The sequence below is a fragment of the Aerococcus sp. L_32 genome, from assembly GCF_050689315.1.
Genome location: NZ_JBOEQF010000038.1, coordinates 1 through 16,069, shown reverse-complemented (window position 1 = coordinate 16,069; position 16,069 = coordinate 1). Strand labels below are relative to the sequence as shown.

The window sequence follows — 16,069 nt, the reverse complement described above, 5'->3', positions numbered from 1 at the left end:
CGAATACTAAACCTTCAATATATCTTCGTTTTAAATAATTAAAAGCGCCGTATTTAAAAAAACGGCGCTTTTAATTATTTATTTTTTTTCTTAGTAGAATACTTCTGTTGCAATTCGTAGGTTTGAATCATTACTTCTTGTTCACGTTTTTCATCGTCATTTAAGTAATCATCTTCATAATCAGTTAACAACCTATCAACTAAATCACTAAAACTGCTAAAATGTCCCATTGTAATCAAGGCATTGGCTCGATTCAATACATTGTAACTAATTCGTGCAGTAGTTGTTTTATTATTAGCATTATTTTTGGAATTTTTAGCTTGATAAGGAGCTGTTGGATGTGGAGTTTCTATACGCTTTGAACTTAACAAATCCTTATTTTTATCTTTTTTTGAACTCAACAAATTTCTGTTTTCAGCCACAATATCCCCCCTATTTGCTTTCTAAACGTTCTAGCAATTCGTTTGTTATATTTTCATATATTTTAAATACATCTTTATCGTGTCTATCATGATCCGTGGTTAAATTAGGGTCACCAATGCCCATTACATCATATCTTTTTAAACGCTCCATATTTTTAATAACATTTTCAAACATATTATTTTCTCCGAATTCCTCGGTAGCTCTATTTAATATATTTTGATCTACTTTAGATGTGTTTTTTAATAAAACAGGTAAAATACCTAATACATCGTAATCAGCATCATAATTTTCGATTAGCTGATTTAAATAAATTACATAACCTAGAGCTCCATCTAAACTCCGTTCTTGAGTTTGCATTACAATTACTACCTGATCACTAGCCATTAAAGCATTATCTGTATATAAGGAAATTGTAGGCGGTGTATCAATAATAATAAAGTCATAATCATCTTTTATAGGACGTAAAGTCTTTGAAAGATGTTTTGTTCTATCTGTTCTAGATTTATATTCTTCTTCTAAAAAAATCGGAAATGAAACAAAATCTGCAAAAGATGGTAATAAATCTAAATTTTCTACTATAGGAGTGATTATAGATTTTAAATCATTATCACTAATTGCAGACATCAATGTTTTATCGAACTTAACTACCTTTTTGTTAATTCTTTGAGCTGTTTTTAACAATAGGGATGTGGCATTGGCTTGAGGGTCTATATCAGCTACTAATGTTCTATAACCTTTTCTAGCTAAACAATATGCAATCATTGATGAATTAGTAGTCTTACCTACCCCACCTTTAGCATTACCAAATGTAATAATCGTTGTCATAATTTTCCTCCAATAAAAACGGTAGATTATCTACAATCTACAATCTACAATCTACAATCTACAATCTACACTTATATTACAAAAAAAAGCCTTATTTATCAAGGGTGAATTCAATCTACAATCTACAATCTACAATCTACAATCTACAATCTACAATCTACAATCTACACGTTATAAAACTCTATTTACTTTGCTTTTTTGTGAGGTTATGCTTTTTTTGTAAAACATTTGAATAAACAATCAATCTACATCATCAAAGATAAAGATTGTAAAAGCGTAGGGGACAAGCTGCGTCGATTAAGAATCGGAATAAGGGGACACGTGACGCCTAGGCGACTTCGAAGAAACTGGGATAGGGGATTTATGCTATTACTGCACACATAGCACCCTGAATGGTGACCACGGCCAATTAGAACAGGTGGGGAGGTAATTGTGAGTCGAAAGCTCGGTAACTTTAAACAATGCTCTTAGGGACAATTTTAAGAGGGTTTAGAGTGTAGCAAAGCTACCAACGTGTGCAGATGTATATCAAGCGACCAACGAGGTTGACGGAAGTATATTTGTTGTATCCTAATTTGAGCATATTTTATTTTTTTATGCTCGGGTAGGGATACAACTATGTGCTCAGCTCCCTTTCTCAGTTTCTGGAAGGTATCATTTAGTTTTTTTCTGGTAAAATGTATAAAAAACGAAGTAAGTATAGTACTTACTTCGTTAAATAGTTTTATTAGGAGGAAAACATGTCTACAGAAGAATTAAATAAACAACCTGATGGTGTTATTGTAAATAATCAATTAATTACAACTGATGAGATTATTGAGAGAACTAAAGTTTTTTTTAGAGATAGAATAGCTGCAAACCATTTAAGAAACACTGAAAAATTAAATGATATTGATAAGTTTAAAATAAATCCTTTTTTGATGAAATACCTTGCGAATTTTTTTACAGGTAGTATGGATAATGAGAGTTTGGCTCGAGTTCTTGTTTATCCTCGAGTTTTAGGTACATCTATTAATACAACTTTCGGTACACAAATGCAATATTTTGTTAATGAAGTACTAGGTAGTCAAGGTTCATTATCTAGTGGAATCGATATTGAATTTGTTGATCGGATTGATGGCATGAAAAAATATTGTCAAATAAAAGCCGGTCCAGAAACGATTAATAAAGATGATGTTAAAACTATTAAAGATCATTTTAAAGGATTAATTAATTTAGGTAGAACTAATGGTATTGCTATTTCTCCGGTTAATTGTGTTGTTGGTCTTTTTTATGGTTCTGAAGATCAATTAAGTGGACATTACAAAGCAATTAATGAAGATTATCCTGTTTTTGCAGCTCAAGAATTTTGGCATAGACTAACAGGAGTAGAAAATTTTTATGATATTATTTCTGATGCAGTTAGTGAAGTTGGCGATGAATTTGATGGACGTGAAGTTATGGAAAGTATCATTCAAAATTTAGCAAATCAAATTGGAGAAGAAGAAGGATTTTAATTATTAAATTGGTTAAGGTACTTAATTGCTGCTAAACCAACTGCTTTTGCTAAATTTACTGGTACTGCGTTTCCAATTTGTTTATATTGGCTACCTACGTTACCTTTAAATTCCCAGTTATCTGGAAAGGATTGTATACGCGCATATTCACGAACTGTAAATGGTCTTGTTTCATCTGGATGACATCTTTCTGTTTGTTTTTGATTCGGCGAAGTAGTAAGAGTTAGGGAAGGTTCATCCCATGATATACGGCGAGCCATCCCTCTCTTACCTCCACCAGAGTTCCACGAAGCACCTAAATATTCTTTTGCTATATTTTCTGGTAAATCTACCCAACAACCGCCCGCAGGAACTAAATCTAACACCTTATATTTTTTTTCAGAATATGCCATCCCATCAGATTTTGGTACATTTTTTAAGGCATCTTTTAAAACAGGTTTATATTCAAAAGCTTTTGGTAATTTAAAACTAAATTTTTCTTTTTTAATTAAATCTTCTCTGATACCAACTATAAAGATTCGTTGTCTTTTTTGTGCAACACCATAGTCCCAGGAATTTAGAACATTCCAATATACGTGATAACCAATAGATTTAAATATTTTTATCATTGTTGTTAAGGTTGCACCGTTATCATGGTTTACCAAACCTTTTACATTTTCAGCAATAAACATTTTTGGCTTTATTTTATCAATGAGTTGTGAATATGGATAAAATAAAGTCCCTCGTGTATCTGCGAAACCTTGTCTTTTGCCAGCATAACTGAATGATTGACATGGGAATCCCCCTGTAAATACATCAATATCCTTAATATTTTCAAAAAAGTGATTTTCTGGTTTATTTTTTTGATTTACTAAATCATTAATATCACCATCATAAACATTCCAGTCAGGTCTGTTATGATTCAATGTCTTAACAGCATCTCTATCTATTTCTATAGCACCTTTATTATCAAAACCAGCCATTTCTAGACCAAGGGCAAGCCCCCCAGCGCCGGCAAAAGCTTCAAGTGACGAATATTTTTTGTTATTAACTACTTTAGAAATATCCACATATTCATTTAATTGATAATCAAATCTATTTAATAATTCAGGATCATTATCAAATAAAGATAATTGTTTGATATGTGTTTCATTTGAAGAAATTACATCTTTTTCAGATGTAATTTCTTCAAATGATAAATCTAGTTCTTTCATCATATGAAATACATTAGTTTTTATAGGATTAAAATCACCATTTAACATAGAAGAGAGTTGAGTTTTGTTAATATTTAGTCTTTCGGCTAGTTCCGCTTGTGTTTTAATATTACACTCATTCATCTTATTCAATACTACTGATTTATTTATTCTCATATAGATCTCCCACTTTTATTTTTTTGGGTTATTAATATTATTATTAATAACCCAAATTATAAAAGAGTTTTTTTCCCTCGTCAATAAGAAAGTATATTAATTGCTAGTCACATTGCATATTTTTTTGTATACTAGATGTAATTAAGTTTATATACTAGATGTAATTAAGTTTATATACTAGATGTAATTAAAAAAGAGGAATTGCGCCAACAATTCCTCAAACAAAGTTAATTCGTATCAGATACGGACTATACATTAACGAAACCGCCCTACTTTTTTTGGATATGGCGGTTTTTATTTATTATTGTTATTTTGAACAGAAACGATAGCTAATATTAACATACCGAACTGAAACAAAACGTTAAGTTGGTCCCAAGTTATCAAATGGGATATTCCTTGTTCAAGTGGGACAAATTATTTTCTAACCTTTTAAAAGTGGTCATAAAATCTCACTCCTTTTCTTAACTTTGTGTTATTAAAGCAAGTGTGTATGTCCGTTCCTAATTAACTTTGTTAATTCAGTATATCATGAATTAAAGCGATATTTGAGTTTTTACTAGGCGAGACAGTTCCAAATTCCTAAAATGTAAAAAGAACTATTCATTTAGTTAAAGAAAATTGACATATTTTATTTAGGTAATATAAATACCTTTTTTGTATATTATATAAGGTACGCACTATTGAAGAATCACATAATCTTTTATGTAAAAGGCTAGTGTCCCACCTATTTTTCATTGCTCTTAGGGGGAATTTTAAGAGGATTTAGAATGCAACAAAGCTATCAACATATGTAGATGTATATCAAGTGACCAAACGTGTTTGGCGGAAGTGTGCAATTATGCGCTCAATTCTCTCACTCATTTTCTGGAAGGTATTATCTTTATTATTAAAAGGGTTCAAATTAAAGTGATTAATTTGAACCTTTTTTCCTATGGCGCAAAAGAGTACTTTTACTAATACTAGTTAAGTTATGAAACTGCACAAAGACATCGAATGAATCTTCTCAATTATTTCTCAATTCATACACGCCTCATTTTACTATTCAGAAGAGAGGGGACGAAATGTGTGAACAGACAGGGCTAGTGTTTTTTCAATTACCTTTGATAGTCTAAAGATTTTCTGTTCTAGTAATTCCTGATAAATTTCAGCGGATTCACCTTCAAAGCAACTTTCTATTAAACCGAAAAACGGTTTTCCTACTAGGTATTCATCCTTAACCGCACACACTTCTTTATTATAAAATCCGTAGTGAAACATACAACTCCGGAAACTACTATTAAATATGGACCTGTTCTCTACTTCCTTCATCAATGAAGAGCTGTTAGGGATTTCTATTTTATCTAATCGCTTCAAGCTTTCATTTACATAATAAGCGGTAATATACTGGATTCGAAGAAGCCAAGGGTTTTTCTGATCTAAATATCTAGGAAGTTCATATCCCACAAAATTTACTGTCGATAAAGTATGTAATAAAAAAAGCGTGACTTCCTTCCCATCTTCTATATAAGGGAAGCGATTAAAATTTTTATTAGTATTGTAATCCTGGTAAAGCCAATCCATAGATATTTCATTTTCGCTAATAAGAATATCTGATTCAAACAAAACTAAGTCTTGAGAAATCCTCTGAAGGACTGAACCTAGAAAGACAGAGAATTCAAAAATATCCTGACTATTCTCTTCTCTTAGGGAAAACGAGGGATTTTGAAGCAAGAAACTTACAAACTGTGTATTACCTACAATATGACCTTCATTATTACAATATACACCAAGGTTATAATGTAAATTCCAAGGTTGCAGCCATTTAAACCTCAATCTTTCTTTAAACTCCTTATCCTGTTGAGAATCCGCTAGCTTAATTTGCTTAATGGATTTCCCATAACTGTTACTGAAAAGTTTGAGTTTATTTCTAATTTTTTTATAACTAATTGACGACTGAGGTAATTGATTATCATCGAGGTTATACTCCAAAAAATTTAGGGCTTCGTTGCAACATAAACAAATATAAGGAAGTAACATTAAACTTGCAGGTGACTTCATATGAAGGCCTAAGTACTTTAGCGTTTCTACATCGTTCTTGATTAAGGATAACGAACCAGCTTTAAGGAAAACTTTCTTTTTAATAATAGAACTCCTCCGTTCTTTTTTATAAGTGTACAAAATTATCTTCATTACCATACAGTACTCTTTTTTTTATTTCAATAGTACTAAGAGGTTAGCTAAATTGATACAGATTCTGGTCAATGGTGTCTATATGTATACGGCGTATCTCATTTTTATATAGTTATTTGACACTCTAAATCTACGTGAACAAGATTACAAAATTAACTATTTTTGGTGCCTGTATTAGGTACACCCATAATCGACTATCTAAAGAGAATAGTTTTGAGTCAAAAAAGGACCGCCTTTGATATGAAAAAGCGGTCCTTTTTTCCTGTCTTATAAATGATCGATTATGAGACTGTTTTGAGAAGCGACTCTTTCTTCTCTAAAAGCGCTCTTTTTTAGTCTCAAAAGTTGTATCAATATCTATGTATCTTTAACCACCCTTTGTGATACAATGAGGGTAACAAAGGGGGTTAGAACTGTGAGTGGATATATCTACGGATACGCGCGCGTCAGCACGCAACACCAGGATCTGAACCGGCAGCTAGACTTGCTAGCGGAACAAAATTGCAACGAAATCTTGACGGAGAAAATGACAGGGACTAAGAGCAATCGTCCTGAGTTGAACCGTCTAAAGGATAAATTGCGACCTGGGGACACGGTAGTGGTGGAGAGCTTTTCCCGCTTGGGACGAAGTACCAAGGATCTGATTGACCTGGTCACCTACTTCGAGGAGCAGGACGTGACGCTGGTCAGCCTGAAGGAGAACTTCGATACAACCACCCCGCAGGGGAGGCTCATGATGACCGTCTTCCAGGCCTTCAGCCAGTTCGAGCGTGATTTGATTGTGGAGCGCACGAAAGAGGGGCTCCAGAGTGCCCGTGCCCGAGGTCGGATAGGCGGAAGACCACGCGTGAACAAACGTGATATTGAACGAGCCGTGAAACTGTATGAGAGCAAAGCGTATAGTGGCAAAGAGATTACAGAAATGACTGGTATCAGTAAATCTACTCTCTATCGATATATAAAGAGTAAGAAAAAATAATAATTACAACATGTAGGGAGCACTGCTGCAATAGAAAATCATCCAGCCAAAATACGCCTAAGATGACGTTCTAGGCAGTGTAAATGTATCTGGCATGTATTTACAAGATATGGATTGTAACGTTTCTCAAATCGACTTAAATTCGTTCAAAATATAAACCTATTCGCTATGTAATTAAAAAAACACGCTCATGTTCTTGAACGTGTCCTATTATATTGTTTTGTAATTTTTACAGGATATTTAATTTTTCTAGCAGTTTTTCAAATTCGTAAAAATCGTGAACGACATAGTCTGCAGCTAACGTTTGGTTATCATTTTCAAAATCGAAGAAAACAGTATGCCAATCACAATTTTTACCCGCTTGGATATCATTATGATAGTGATCACCAATATACAAAATTTCCTCATTGCTGATACTTAATTTATCTTCAACATATTTAAAAATTTGACGAGATGGTTTAGACCAGCCTACAGATTCGGATATAAATACCTTGTTCTTTGGAAAATATTGACCTATTTGAAGTGCTTCAATTTTATCTTTCTGATCTGCTGTTGGGCCGTTTGTTAAAATGAATATTTTTAAATTTGTTTCATTTTTTAGCCTAAATAACACTTCATTTACTTTCTCTCTAGTCATTATTTTAGTCCGAAAAAATCGATATAGAACGTCAAAAAGTTTAGCTAAGTTATTAGATATTGATTTTCCAAAATAACTATAAGTCCTTTTTACCCTATCAATTTTATACGTTTGTTTATCTTTATACCCTGTTGAAAACAAAGAATATTCTTCTAACGAAAATCTTTGTAATTCCATGTTAAAGTCATCGAACGTGATATTTAAAGCACAATACCTTTCCTCCATTAAATTAAAAACATTTCTATATATATCAAATCGATCATATAAAGTATCATCTAAATCAAATCCTATAGCTTTAATTTTCATTCAATCACCCTTTAATAATCGTTCTATTCCCACTTTAACACCGTCTTTATTGTTCGATAGTGTCACAAAATCAGATATATTTTTAACTTCTTCAATTGCATTTCCCATTGCAATTGCATGCCCTGCCCTTCCCATTAATTCAATATCATTTGTGCCGTCACCTATTGCAATCGTATCTTTCATATCTATATCTAAATAATTGGCTAAATATTCAAGCGCAGTACCTTTGTTCGTATCAATAGGTAAAAATTCAACTAAATAAGGTTGAGTAAATATTGTTCTTAGTCCTGGTATGGTAGACTCCAAAACTTTGTTTTCAATCTTTTTTCGTTCACTAGGATGATAGAAAATCAAGGATTTGAGAATATTGGTATTTTTAGACTCCTCAATATCTAAATATCTGATGGTTGTTTTGTTTAATTTTTCCTCGTGATCCATAAATTCATTATTCTGTGGCGAAAATCGATAATAGTTAAACTCATCTAAAATTGACATATCCAATTTGTAATCTTCAAATTGGGTTAACAATTCCTTAAATAGTTTATTCGTTATCTGATCACTCTTAACAATGGTTTTATCATTATTCAAAATTAGTGAGCCATTTAGTGCGATGACGTAAACTAACTCGTACAATTCTGGGGATAGCAGGTTTTTGATCCCGTCAACTAAACGTCCTGTCGAAATAACAATTTTAATACCCTTTTCACAAATAAGATGGATAAGAAAGTCATTTTGGGCCGGTGTAACTATATTTTGACTATTTAGAAGTGTGTCATCCATATCAATAGCAATTAGTTTCATATTTTCTCCTTTTAAAAAGGGCTATGACTGTTATGTCACTGCCCCTTTGTTCGACTATAGTATTATTTTATTCTAAACCGTCATCGGGATTACCTTGATTCCAAATAGGTTTTCCATTAATCAAGTCATCTACTGTACCGATTTTATATCCTTTAGAATAATAACCGTCTAGAACCCCTAATTTTTGGAAAACAGTTTGTTTGTATGCAATTTCTGCATTCCATTCAACAATATCTAAAATTTGTAGCGCTTTATTTAAAGCTTCAATTCCGTCATTTCCTGGTGTTAAGATTAAGACACCGTGACTATCAAGTAAGTATTCTTTAGGAAGTTCGATCCCTTTTTCTAATTCTGTTTTTACAATATGTGCTAGTTCAGGGGTTGTATTTGGTTCAAATTCTAATACTTTAATATGTTTTACCTTTTGAGTTGATTCAGTCAGGTTTGGCATATCTAAATGACTAGTTGCCCAAAACATTGAATTTGGTGCATGTGCATGGAATACAGATCTAATTTCTGAATTGGTATGATAACAAGCCATATGCATGTTGATTTCTCTCGTTAAACTACCCTCTCCTGCAACAACTTCTTCTGTATCGGGATCTACTACTAGTACTTGCGCTGGTGAAATATCACCATAAAACGTTTCAGACATCATACTTGGCGTCATAATGATGTATTCTTTTCCGTCTGTATCCGTATGTTTAAAAGAAAAATTACCACCTGCAGCATTTGTATTTTTTCTATGGAAAGTTAAATATACTGCTTTTGCTAAAGCTTCTCTTTGTTCTTGAAATAAAATTCTACCTTTTGCCATTGTTTATCTACCTTTCTTTGATGGTTTACCATTTGCTAAAGCTTTTTGGAATTGTTTATGTTTTATATTTTGTGCTTCTTTTCTACTGTGATAATCAGTTAAGATAGAACCACTTCCGTATCTATAGACGATAAACCCTAATATAATAGCTATAATATTAAAGGCTAATTCACCTGTATTTAGTCCGATTAAAAAGCAAGCTAGTGCTATAAAAAGAATCAAATACCATTTTATCTTAGTCATTATTTGCAACTTCCGTTTCATATCTTTTAGACGGTAACTTCGATTTATTCATTTCCTTACCTAACCAAACAAATAACGCAAGGAAAAGTACCAATCCAATAACTGCCCACCATTGACCGTTGAACGCTTCAGCACCTAATATCCTTAATTCAGGTAATTCCATAGAAGACCATGTGATTAATCTGCCTTCGGGAACGTTAACTGAACCTGTTGTTGTAGCTAAATCTGTTAGAATTGGGGCTAAATAAGTCGCACTATACAGGTATAGTGGAGAGAAAATAACACCTAAAATAAGCATTCTATAAAGGTTACCACCTGTTAGTAATAGACCACCTACTGCAATAGAGTAATTTAATACACCAGCGATGGGTAGAACTGTATTACCTGGTAGGAATAAAGAGAAACCGATAAAAATTGGAACAATTAAAATAAGCGTTACCCAAACTTCAGATCTACCTGCAAGAATAGGCCAATCCATACCAATATATACTTCACGATCTTTAAATTTAGATTTCATAAATTCTGACATAGCATCTGCCAGTGGCGAAAGTGATTGCATGAACAATTTACTAACAGTTGGGAACAATGCCATAGCAGTTGCCACTTGAATAGCTAAGTTCAGTGAACCAGAAACTGTGTATGCACCTGCAAAACCGAGTAAAAGTCCAATTATGAATCCCATGACCGAGTTTTCAGAGAAGATACCAATTTTCTTACGTAAAGCATCAGTATCTGATTTTTTATTTAAGAATGGGATGTAATCCATTAATTTATTAACTGGTAACATTAATACTGTAGATAAGTTCATTGGGTGTGTAACAGTAACTAAAGGGATACCCGTCAAATCTTCAATATGTCTTTGGAACATATCTCCCAGTTTAAGTTCTAGTACGATTTGAACAATTGCGACTAAAAAACCTGCCCAAAGTTTCCCACTCACGAAGTAGACCAAATATGCAGTTAAGGCTTTACCCCATACATTCCACATATCAACATTTAGCGTTTTAGTCCAATTTAGTAGAAGTAAAAGTATATTTACACCTATTTGAATTGCAAAGAATATAAAAGCATATACCCATGACCAGGTGATTGAAGCAGCTCCCGTCCAGCCTAAATCAATTGCTGGTAAGGAAATACCAGTATTTAATGCCATTGCTTCTGATGCAGGGGCAACAGCCTCAGACATAAACCCAATAATTAAGTTCATACCCGTAAATGCTACCCCTAATGTAAGCGCTGAAGTGAAAGCTTTCTTCACAGGCATTCTAGCAATTAGCCCTAGGATAAAAATAATTATAGGGACAAAAACAGCTGAACCTAAATCTAAGACCCATTGAATAATATTTTGAAATATTTCCATATTTTATTCACTCCTATTTTTATTGATAATATTTATTATTCATGAGTTGCTTCAATAATTTGATTGTAAATATCCTCTACACCAACACCTGTTAAGAATGGGATACCGGGAAAAACCTTTACACCTAATGATTCCGCTTGGTCAAGAACTTCTTGATCAGGTTTAGCGATAAATACATAAATAGAAGAACTTGGTAACTCATTTGAAATTGATTTATAATCAACAGCTTCAACTGGATAATTTACATTATCTTCTTCAAATTTACTTTTGATCTTTTCTGCAATTGTTGTACTCGTCGCTACCCCACTACCACATGCTACGATTAATCTTTTTTTGTTTGCCATTTTAAATTCCTCCTAATAATTAATTTTCAAATTTATCTTTTAATAATGAATACATATTACTACTAGAACTTATAGAAATGAATTCGCTTACAAAACTTTCATCCATAAATAATTCCATAAGTTTTGCTAACAAACCTACTTGCTTATCGGGTTCATTAATGCCTAAAAATAAAAATGAATCCACTGATAAATCTTTGTTGTCGCCCATTTGTAAAAAATCTAGTTTTTCATTATTCTTTACAATATATACGAAGGGCTTTTCAATAAATTCTGGATCAGCGTGCGGTAACGCTATACTTAAAAATTTTGTTTCCAACCCTGTAGGGAAATTTTCTTCTCTTTCTGTAAGTGCATCTAAATATCCTTTATTCACGTATCCTTTCACATATAAGTCTTTTGCAATTTCTACAAATAATTCTTTTTTTGAATCCGCTTTCAAATTCAAATTGATTAAATCTTCCTGTAACAAATTACTATATAACACTTCAACACCTCCAAAATTTATTTTACTTTATTATACAACTTAATGTTCGAAAGTCAACAATAAATGTTTGTTTAATGTTCTTTATGTGATAGAATGATGTTAGAAAACGAACATAACTCAAAGGAGAATATATATGAAGCTTAATCGTCACAAAAAAATTACTTCTTTAGTAGAAGATGCTGGCTATCTATCCGTACAGGAATTGGCAAAACTACTTAGTGTATCGGAAATGACTGTTAGACGAGATTTGAAAGAATTAGATGAAAAAAAAATATTGGTAAAAGAACATGGTGGTGCCAAAAAAATTCAAGATGTTCTTTCTACAGATCAGAAGATGCCAAAAAATATTAAAGAAAAAATGTATCTAGGCGGCATTATTAATTCTATTATAAGTCCTGGGGATGTTGTTTTTATTGGTGCCGGTACAACGCTTTATTATGCCCTACCTTCTATTACCCAGAACTATAAATGTATATTAACGAACAGTTTATTGTCTTTTAATTATTTAGTGGAAAATGGTTACAGTAACATTGTTCTTACTGGTGGAGAATATTTTAGTCTTACTGGTGAATTTGTTGGTACGCATGCTGAAGAGATATTTGATTTATATAATGTAGATGTTGCATTCATTTCTACGAATGGTATCCATGACAGAAATATCACTACTTCTTATCCATCACTTGGTCGAATACAAAATCAAATAATTAATTCTTCTAAAGAAACGTATGTTGTTGCGGATAACTCTAAATTCAATAAATCAGATATTTTTACCTTCGCTACGTTAGATGAGGTAACAGGCATTATTTCTGATAATAATATTTCAGAGGATGTGTTAAATAAATATTCTGAATTTGTAAAAATCATAACTACAAAGGAGAAATGATAATGATTTTAACGATTACTTTAAATCCTTCCATGGATTTTATCTATTCCGTTGATGATTTTGTTTTAGGTGCAAATAATAGAACAAATTTGCCTGTCAAAATGCCAGGTGGTAAAGGTATCAACTGTACACGGGCATTAATGTATTTAAAAGCGGATGTTTTGGCTTATACGATTCTTGGTGGAGAAAATGGAAATGCCATTCGAAAATATCTAGAGAATGAAAATATGCCCTTAATTTCAAAAAAAATATCTAAAAATTCTAGAAATTCCTATACGATTATGCATAATGGTGGAATCCAGACGGAAATTGTTGAAAACGGCCCCAAAATATCTAAATTAGAATCGAACGAGATTATCGATGAGATTATTAATATAGTTAATGCCGAAGAGCGTATTAATATTGTCACAGTGAATGGGTCCATAAATAATGACGATGATTTCTATTACGTCAGTCTTCTTACTGCACTACGGGAGAAAGTTTCTAGAAACCTAGTTATTATTATGGATCAAAGCAAAAAATCTCTTAGTAATATTGTAAATAATTCTGTTTATTCACCTGATTTTATAAAACCAAATGAAGTAGAGTTTGCAGAATTATTCAATATGAATGATGAACAAATTTCGAAAGAATCGCTAATTAGTAAACTGACAGAAACTAAATCTAAAATCCCTAATATACTTGTTTCTTTAGGTGGGAATGGCGCAGTTGCTAAATTCAAAGGAAATATATATGAAGTAAGCATCCCTAGTATTAAGGTTGTTAATCCAACTGGATCAGGTGATTCCACCGTGGCAGGTGTTGCATCAGCAATTGCACGAAATTATAACGACAAAGATATTATTAGGTACGCTATGGCCTGTGGAATGGCAAATACTTTAGAAGAAGGTGTTGGTGTGCTATCCCTAGATAATGTCGAAAACCTGTTTGACCAAATTGAGGTAACACTTGTTTCTAAAGAAATGTAAAAATGAACATATTCTCCTAGTATCATATGTATATATAGTGTAAATCGGTTTAATGTGACATTTTAAGCTTATTTACAGAGTCTGACATGTAATTTTAGTGATTTAGTTATACAAAGCCCACGTCTGCTTATAATTGCTAAAATATATATATATTTTAATCAATAAAAAAGACACGCTCATGTTTTAGAACGTGTCTTTTTTCTAGGGCTGTATCTGTAAATAAAATAGTCATTTTAATTACATCCTTTTTTTAAAAATTATTTTTTTTTGAGCTTTTGAATACGAAAATAATGCATAAGAATAAAAAAGGAAAGCTTCCACTGATATTTATATCCACGCTGCTTTCCTTTATATATAGAGTCATTCAGTTATCTGTTCTAAAATGGTTCAAAATCGCTCTGTCAGCGCCTAATTACTATGAATAATAAGCATATTCATTAGACTAAGTTTCAATTATCTTTTTTCATCGCCGTATCGTTATCCCTATCTTCCATATACTATTACAATCAATGAAAGCTTGTAATCGGCATAGAGTAGTAGTTGCTTTGGCGTCATTAACTGTTTCCATTAACAGTCTTGTTGTGATATTTTTTTATTTTCCTTTAGATATTTCAAAACATCTGAAATATCTGCTGTTGTAAATATACCAACTAAATCTTCTTTAAATCGGAACTTTTTCTTTTGCGGATTTGCTTATATAATCACAATTTCCTACCTAATAAAGAGGAAGTATAAGATAGGAATTGTATTAGGATAAGTAATACTGGATTCAAAATGGATTTCTCCATCTATTTGTTGAATGTTTATCACATATAAAGTATATTCTTTGCTAAATTCCATAAAATTCTTTTAATTACGGTAATTCTATTAGTATTCCTACACTTTTTAATTCTTCTTTTTCGTTCTCTATAAACTTTCTGTCGTCATGCTCCAATAATTCTGTAATTAAACTTTCAAAATATCTATTTTCTCCAATAAGATAATAAATTTGTTCATACACTACCAGCAAGCCTTCTATATCTTTTAAAAATTCTATATTTTTGTAAGATTAAAGAGTAGTGCTATCATGGTATTGTTGGGTAATAAGAACTATCTATAAGGAGAGGTAGAGAAATTGAAGAAGTTTTTCAATAAAATTTTTGGAATTCCTAAAGGGTTAAATAAAAAGGAACTTTCATTATTAATTACAAAAAAAATGTTTCTTACTGTTATTCTCCCTATATTAATACTAATAGTTACTATCTTTCTTCCTTATATATATATTGAGAAGTTAATGGATTATAATATTAGCTCTTCCGATTGGTTATCTTTTTATGGGGGGTATCTGGGGGCGATAATAGGTGCAGTCGGTGTATTTTTCACATTATATATTACCAATAAATTAGCTAATTACGATAGAACTATTAATATTGAAACTCATAATGAAAACTTGAGATACTCAAAGATTCCCTTTTTTTTAATAGAAGAAAGTCCTAAGGAACTCCGTGACCCTCATTTTACATTTTCCATGAATAAATATGGTGAATTTAGAAATGAAGTATCTTTAGTTCTTAAAAATATTGGTGAAGGATTTGCTACTGATTTTTATATTAGCACTATAAAATATAATAATGTAACAAATTTAGATTTTTCGAGTAATCGCCCTAAAACGAGTCTAGTTAATACCCAAAGTGATTATGAAATTAAATTTAATTTCTATCTTGAACAAAATGAACAATCTAAAACTGAGGATATATTTATAGAAATTCACTTTTCTGATATGTTCCACAACACATATATACAGAATTTCAACTTTAAAATTATTTTTAATTCTGAGACGAAGAATATTTCTATCTTAAAAAATTCTATTTATAATTCCACCCCGGAATTTTATATTAATAAATGATCGAACGTTTACTGTGTTATTTTTCAATTTCCATATATGGTTCTGTTGCAAAGTTTTAAATCTACTATCAAATAAGGTAGAATAATAGAAAAAGATAGTA

The 16,069-nt window shown here is 31.8% G+C and carries 17 protein-coding genes; 5 read left to right on the top strand and 12 right to left on the bottom strand.

What is annotated here, in order from left to right:
- Positions 1-74: 74 nt before the first annotated feature.
- Together ACRCJ0_RS04370 and ACRCJ0_RS04365 are read right to left on the bottom strand one after the other, a co-directional pair.
- A complete protein-coding gene (locus tag ACRCJ0_RS04370) occupies positions 75-422 on the bottom strand; it encodes a hypothetical protein (RefSeq protein ID WP_111857744.1) in 348 nt (115 codons plus the stop codon).
- Positions 423-432: 10 nt separating this feature from the next.
- A complete protein-coding gene (locus ACRCJ0_RS04365) occupies positions 433-1,248 on the bottom strand; it encodes a ParA family protein (RefSeq protein ID WP_431389612.1) in 816 nt (271 codons plus the stop codon).
- A 740-nt stretch (positions 1,249-1,988) separates the two neighbouring features.
- On the opposite strand from ACRCJ0_RS04365, the gene ACRCJ0_RS04360 reads away from it, so the two are divergent.
- Positions 1,989-2,744, top strand: coding sequence for a PmeII family type II restriction endonuclease (locus ACRCJ0_RS04360; protein WP_111857742.1), 756 nt, complete (start codon positions 1,989-1,991; stop codon positions 2,742-2,744).
- On the opposite strand, the gene dcm is transcribed toward ACRCJ0_RS04360, so the two are convergent.
- Both dcm and ACRCJ0_RS04350 read right to left on the bottom strand, forming a co-directional pair.
- Positions 2,741-4,093 carry a DNA (cytosine-5-)-methyltransferase gene (dcm, locus tag ACRCJ0_RS04355; RefSeq protein ID WP_431389611.1) on the bottom strand — a complete coding sequence of 451 codons (1,353 nt, stop codon included), beginning with the start codon at positions 4,091-4,093 and terminating at the stop codon, positions 2,741-2,743. The genes ACRCJ0_RS04360 and dcm overlap by 4 nt on opposite strands.
- Positions 4,094-5,131: 1,038 nt before the next feature.
- Positions 5,132-6,268, bottom strand: coding sequence for a hypothetical protein (locus ACRCJ0_RS04350; RefSeq protein WP_431389610.1), 1,137 nt, complete (start codon positions 6,266-6,268; stop codon positions 5,132-5,134).
- Positions 6,269-6,677: 409 nt separating this feature from the next.
- On the opposite strand from ACRCJ0_RS04350, the gene ACRCJ0_RS04345 reads away from it, so the two are divergent.
- Positions 6,678-7,241, top strand: a complete 564-nt coding sequence (locus tag ACRCJ0_RS04345) for a recombinase family protein (RefSeq protein WP_431389609.1) — start codon at positions 6,678-6,680, stop codon at positions 7,239-7,241.
- A 229-nt stretch (positions 7,242-7,470) separates the two neighbouring features.
- Here ACRCJ0_RS04345 and ACRCJ0_RS04340 read toward each other — a convergent pair whose 3' ends face one another.
- The 7 genes from ACRCJ0_RS04340 to ACRCJ0_RS04310 form a co-directional block, all read right to left on the bottom strand.
- Positions 7,471-8,184 carry an HAD family hydrolase gene (locus ACRCJ0_RS04340; RefSeq protein WP_431389608.1) on the bottom strand — a complete coding sequence of 238 codons (714 nt, stop codon included), beginning with the start codon at positions 8,182-8,184 and terminating at the stop codon, positions 7,471-7,473.
- On the bottom strand, positions 8,185-8,985 hold the full coding sequence (locus tag ACRCJ0_RS04335) for a Cof-type HAD-IIB family hydrolase (RefSeq protein ID WP_431389607.1): 801 nt from the start codon (positions 8,983-8,985) through the stop codon (positions 8,185-8,187).
- Positions 8,986-9,052: 67 nt separating this feature from the next.
- Complete coding sequence (locus ACRCJ0_RS04330) at positions 9,053-9,802, bottom strand: class II aldolase/adducin family protein (RefSeq protein WP_431389606.1); 750 nt, start codon at positions 9,800-9,802, stop codon at positions 9,053-9,055.
- 3 nt (positions 9,803-9,805) lie between these two features.
- Positions 9,806-10,045, bottom strand: a complete 240-nt coding sequence (locus ACRCJ0_RS04325) for a hypothetical protein (protein WP_431389605.1) — start codon at positions 10,043-10,045, stop codon at positions 9,806-9,808.
- The gene (locus ACRCJ0_RS04320) at positions 10,038-11,405 is read right to left on the bottom strand and encodes a PTS galactitol transporter subunit IIC (RefSeq protein ID WP_431389604.1); all 1,368 of its coding nucleotides are present in this window, start codon (positions 11,403-11,405) and stop codon (positions 10,038-10,040) included. Before ACRCJ0_RS04320 ends, ACRCJ0_RS04325 begins: the two co-directional genes overlap by 8 nt.
- A 35-nt stretch (positions 11,406-11,440) precedes the next feature.
- Positions 11,441-11,749 carry a PTS sugar transporter subunit IIB gene (locus tag ACRCJ0_RS04315; RefSeq protein ID WP_431389603.1) on the bottom strand — a complete coding sequence of 103 codons (309 nt, stop codon included), beginning with the start codon at positions 11,747-11,749 and terminating at the stop codon, positions 11,441-11,443.
- Positions 11,750-11,768: 19 nt separating this feature from the next.
- Positions 11,769-12,233 carry a PTS sugar transporter subunit IIA gene (locus tag ACRCJ0_RS04310; protein ID WP_431389602.1) on the bottom strand — a complete coding sequence of 155 codons (465 nt, stop codon included), beginning with the start codon at positions 12,231-12,233 and terminating at the stop codon, positions 11,769-11,771.
- A gap of 133 nt (positions 12,234-12,366) precedes the next feature.
- On the opposite strand from ACRCJ0_RS04310, the gene ACRCJ0_RS04305 reads away from it, so the two are divergent.
- A complete protein-coding gene (locus tag ACRCJ0_RS04305) occupies positions 12,367-13,116 on the top strand; it encodes a DeoR/GlpR family DNA-binding transcription regulator (RefSeq protein WP_431389601.1) in 750 nt (249 codons plus the stop codon).
- A gap of 2 nt (positions 13,117-13,118) precedes the next feature.
- Positions 13,119-14,084: a 1-phosphofructokinase family hexose kinase gene (locus ACRCJ0_RS04300; RefSeq protein WP_431389600.1), complete on the top strand. Its 966-nt coding sequence runs from the start codon at positions 13,119-13,121 to the stop codon at positions 14,082-14,084.
- An 853-nt stretch (positions 14,085-14,937) separates the two neighbouring features.
- On the opposite strand, the gene ACRCJ0_RS04295 is transcribed toward ACRCJ0_RS04300, so the two are convergent.
- Positions 14,938-15,084 (bottom strand): hypothetical protein, encoded by a 147-nt coding sequence (locus tag ACRCJ0_RS04295; protein ID WP_431389599.1) that lies wholly within the window; start codon positions 15,082-15,084, stop codon positions 14,938-14,940.
- Between the two features lie 114 nt (positions 15,085-15,198).
- Here ACRCJ0_RS04295 and ACRCJ0_RS04290 point away from each other — a divergent pair, with 114 nt between their 5' ends.
- Complete coding sequence (locus ACRCJ0_RS04290; RefSeq protein ID WP_431389598.1) at positions 15,199-15,969, top strand: hypothetical protein; 771 nt, start codon at positions 15,199-15,201, stop codon at positions 15,967-15,969.
- The last annotated feature ends 100 nt before the right edge of the window (positions 15,970-16,069 follow it).

Excerpts from the sequence above, each read along its gene's own strand:
- ACRCJ0_RS04315 (WP_431389603.1), bottom strand. The coding sequence starts at position 11,749 with ATGGCAAACAAAAAAAGATTAATCGTAGCATGTGGTAGTGGGGTAGCG.
- ACRCJ0_RS04350 (WP_431389610.1), bottom strand. The coding sequence starts at position 6,268 with ATGGTAATGAAGATAATTTTGTACACTTATAAAAAAGAACGGAGGAGT.
- ACRCJ0_RS04305 (WP_431389601.1), top strand. The coding sequence starts at position 12,367 with ATGAAGCTTAATCGTCACAAAAAAATTACTTCTTTAGTAGAAGATGCT.
- ACRCJ0_RS04330 (WP_431389606.1), bottom strand. The coding sequence starts at position 9,802 with ATGGCAAAAGGTAGAATTTTATTTCAAGAACAAAGAGAAGCTTTAGCA.
- ACRCJ0_RS04300 (WP_431389600.1), top strand. The coding sequence starts at position 13,119 with ATGATTTTAACGATTACTTTAAATCCTTCCATGGATTTTATCTATTCC.
- ACRCJ0_RS04340 (WP_431389608.1), bottom strand. The coding sequence starts at position 8,184 with ATGAAAATTAAAGCTATAGGATTTGATTTAGATGATACTTTATATGAT.
- ACRCJ0_RS04360 (WP_111857742.1), top strand. The coding sequence starts at position 1,989 with ATGTCTACAGAAGAATTAAATAAACAACCTGATGGTGTTATTGTAAAT.
- ACRCJ0_RS04365 (WP_431389612.1), bottom strand. The coding sequence starts at position 1,248 with ATGACAACGATTATTACATTTGGTAATGCTAAAGGTGGGGTAGGTAAG.
- ACRCJ0_RS04320 (WP_431389604.1), bottom strand. The coding sequence starts at position 11,405 with ATGGAAATATTTCAAAATATTATTCAATGGGTCTTAGATTTAGGTTCA.
- ACRCJ0_RS04325 (WP_431389605.1), bottom strand. The coding sequence starts at position 10,045 with ATGACTAAGATAAAATGGTATTTGATTCTTTTTATAGCACTAGCTTGC.
- ACRCJ0_RS04335 (WP_431389607.1), bottom strand. The coding sequence starts at position 8,985 with ATGAAACTAATTGCTATTGATATGGATGACACACTTCTAAATAGTCAA.
- dcm (WP_431389611.1), bottom strand. The coding sequence starts at position 4,093 with ATGAGAATAAATAAATCAGTAGTATTGAATAAGATGAATGAGTGTAAT.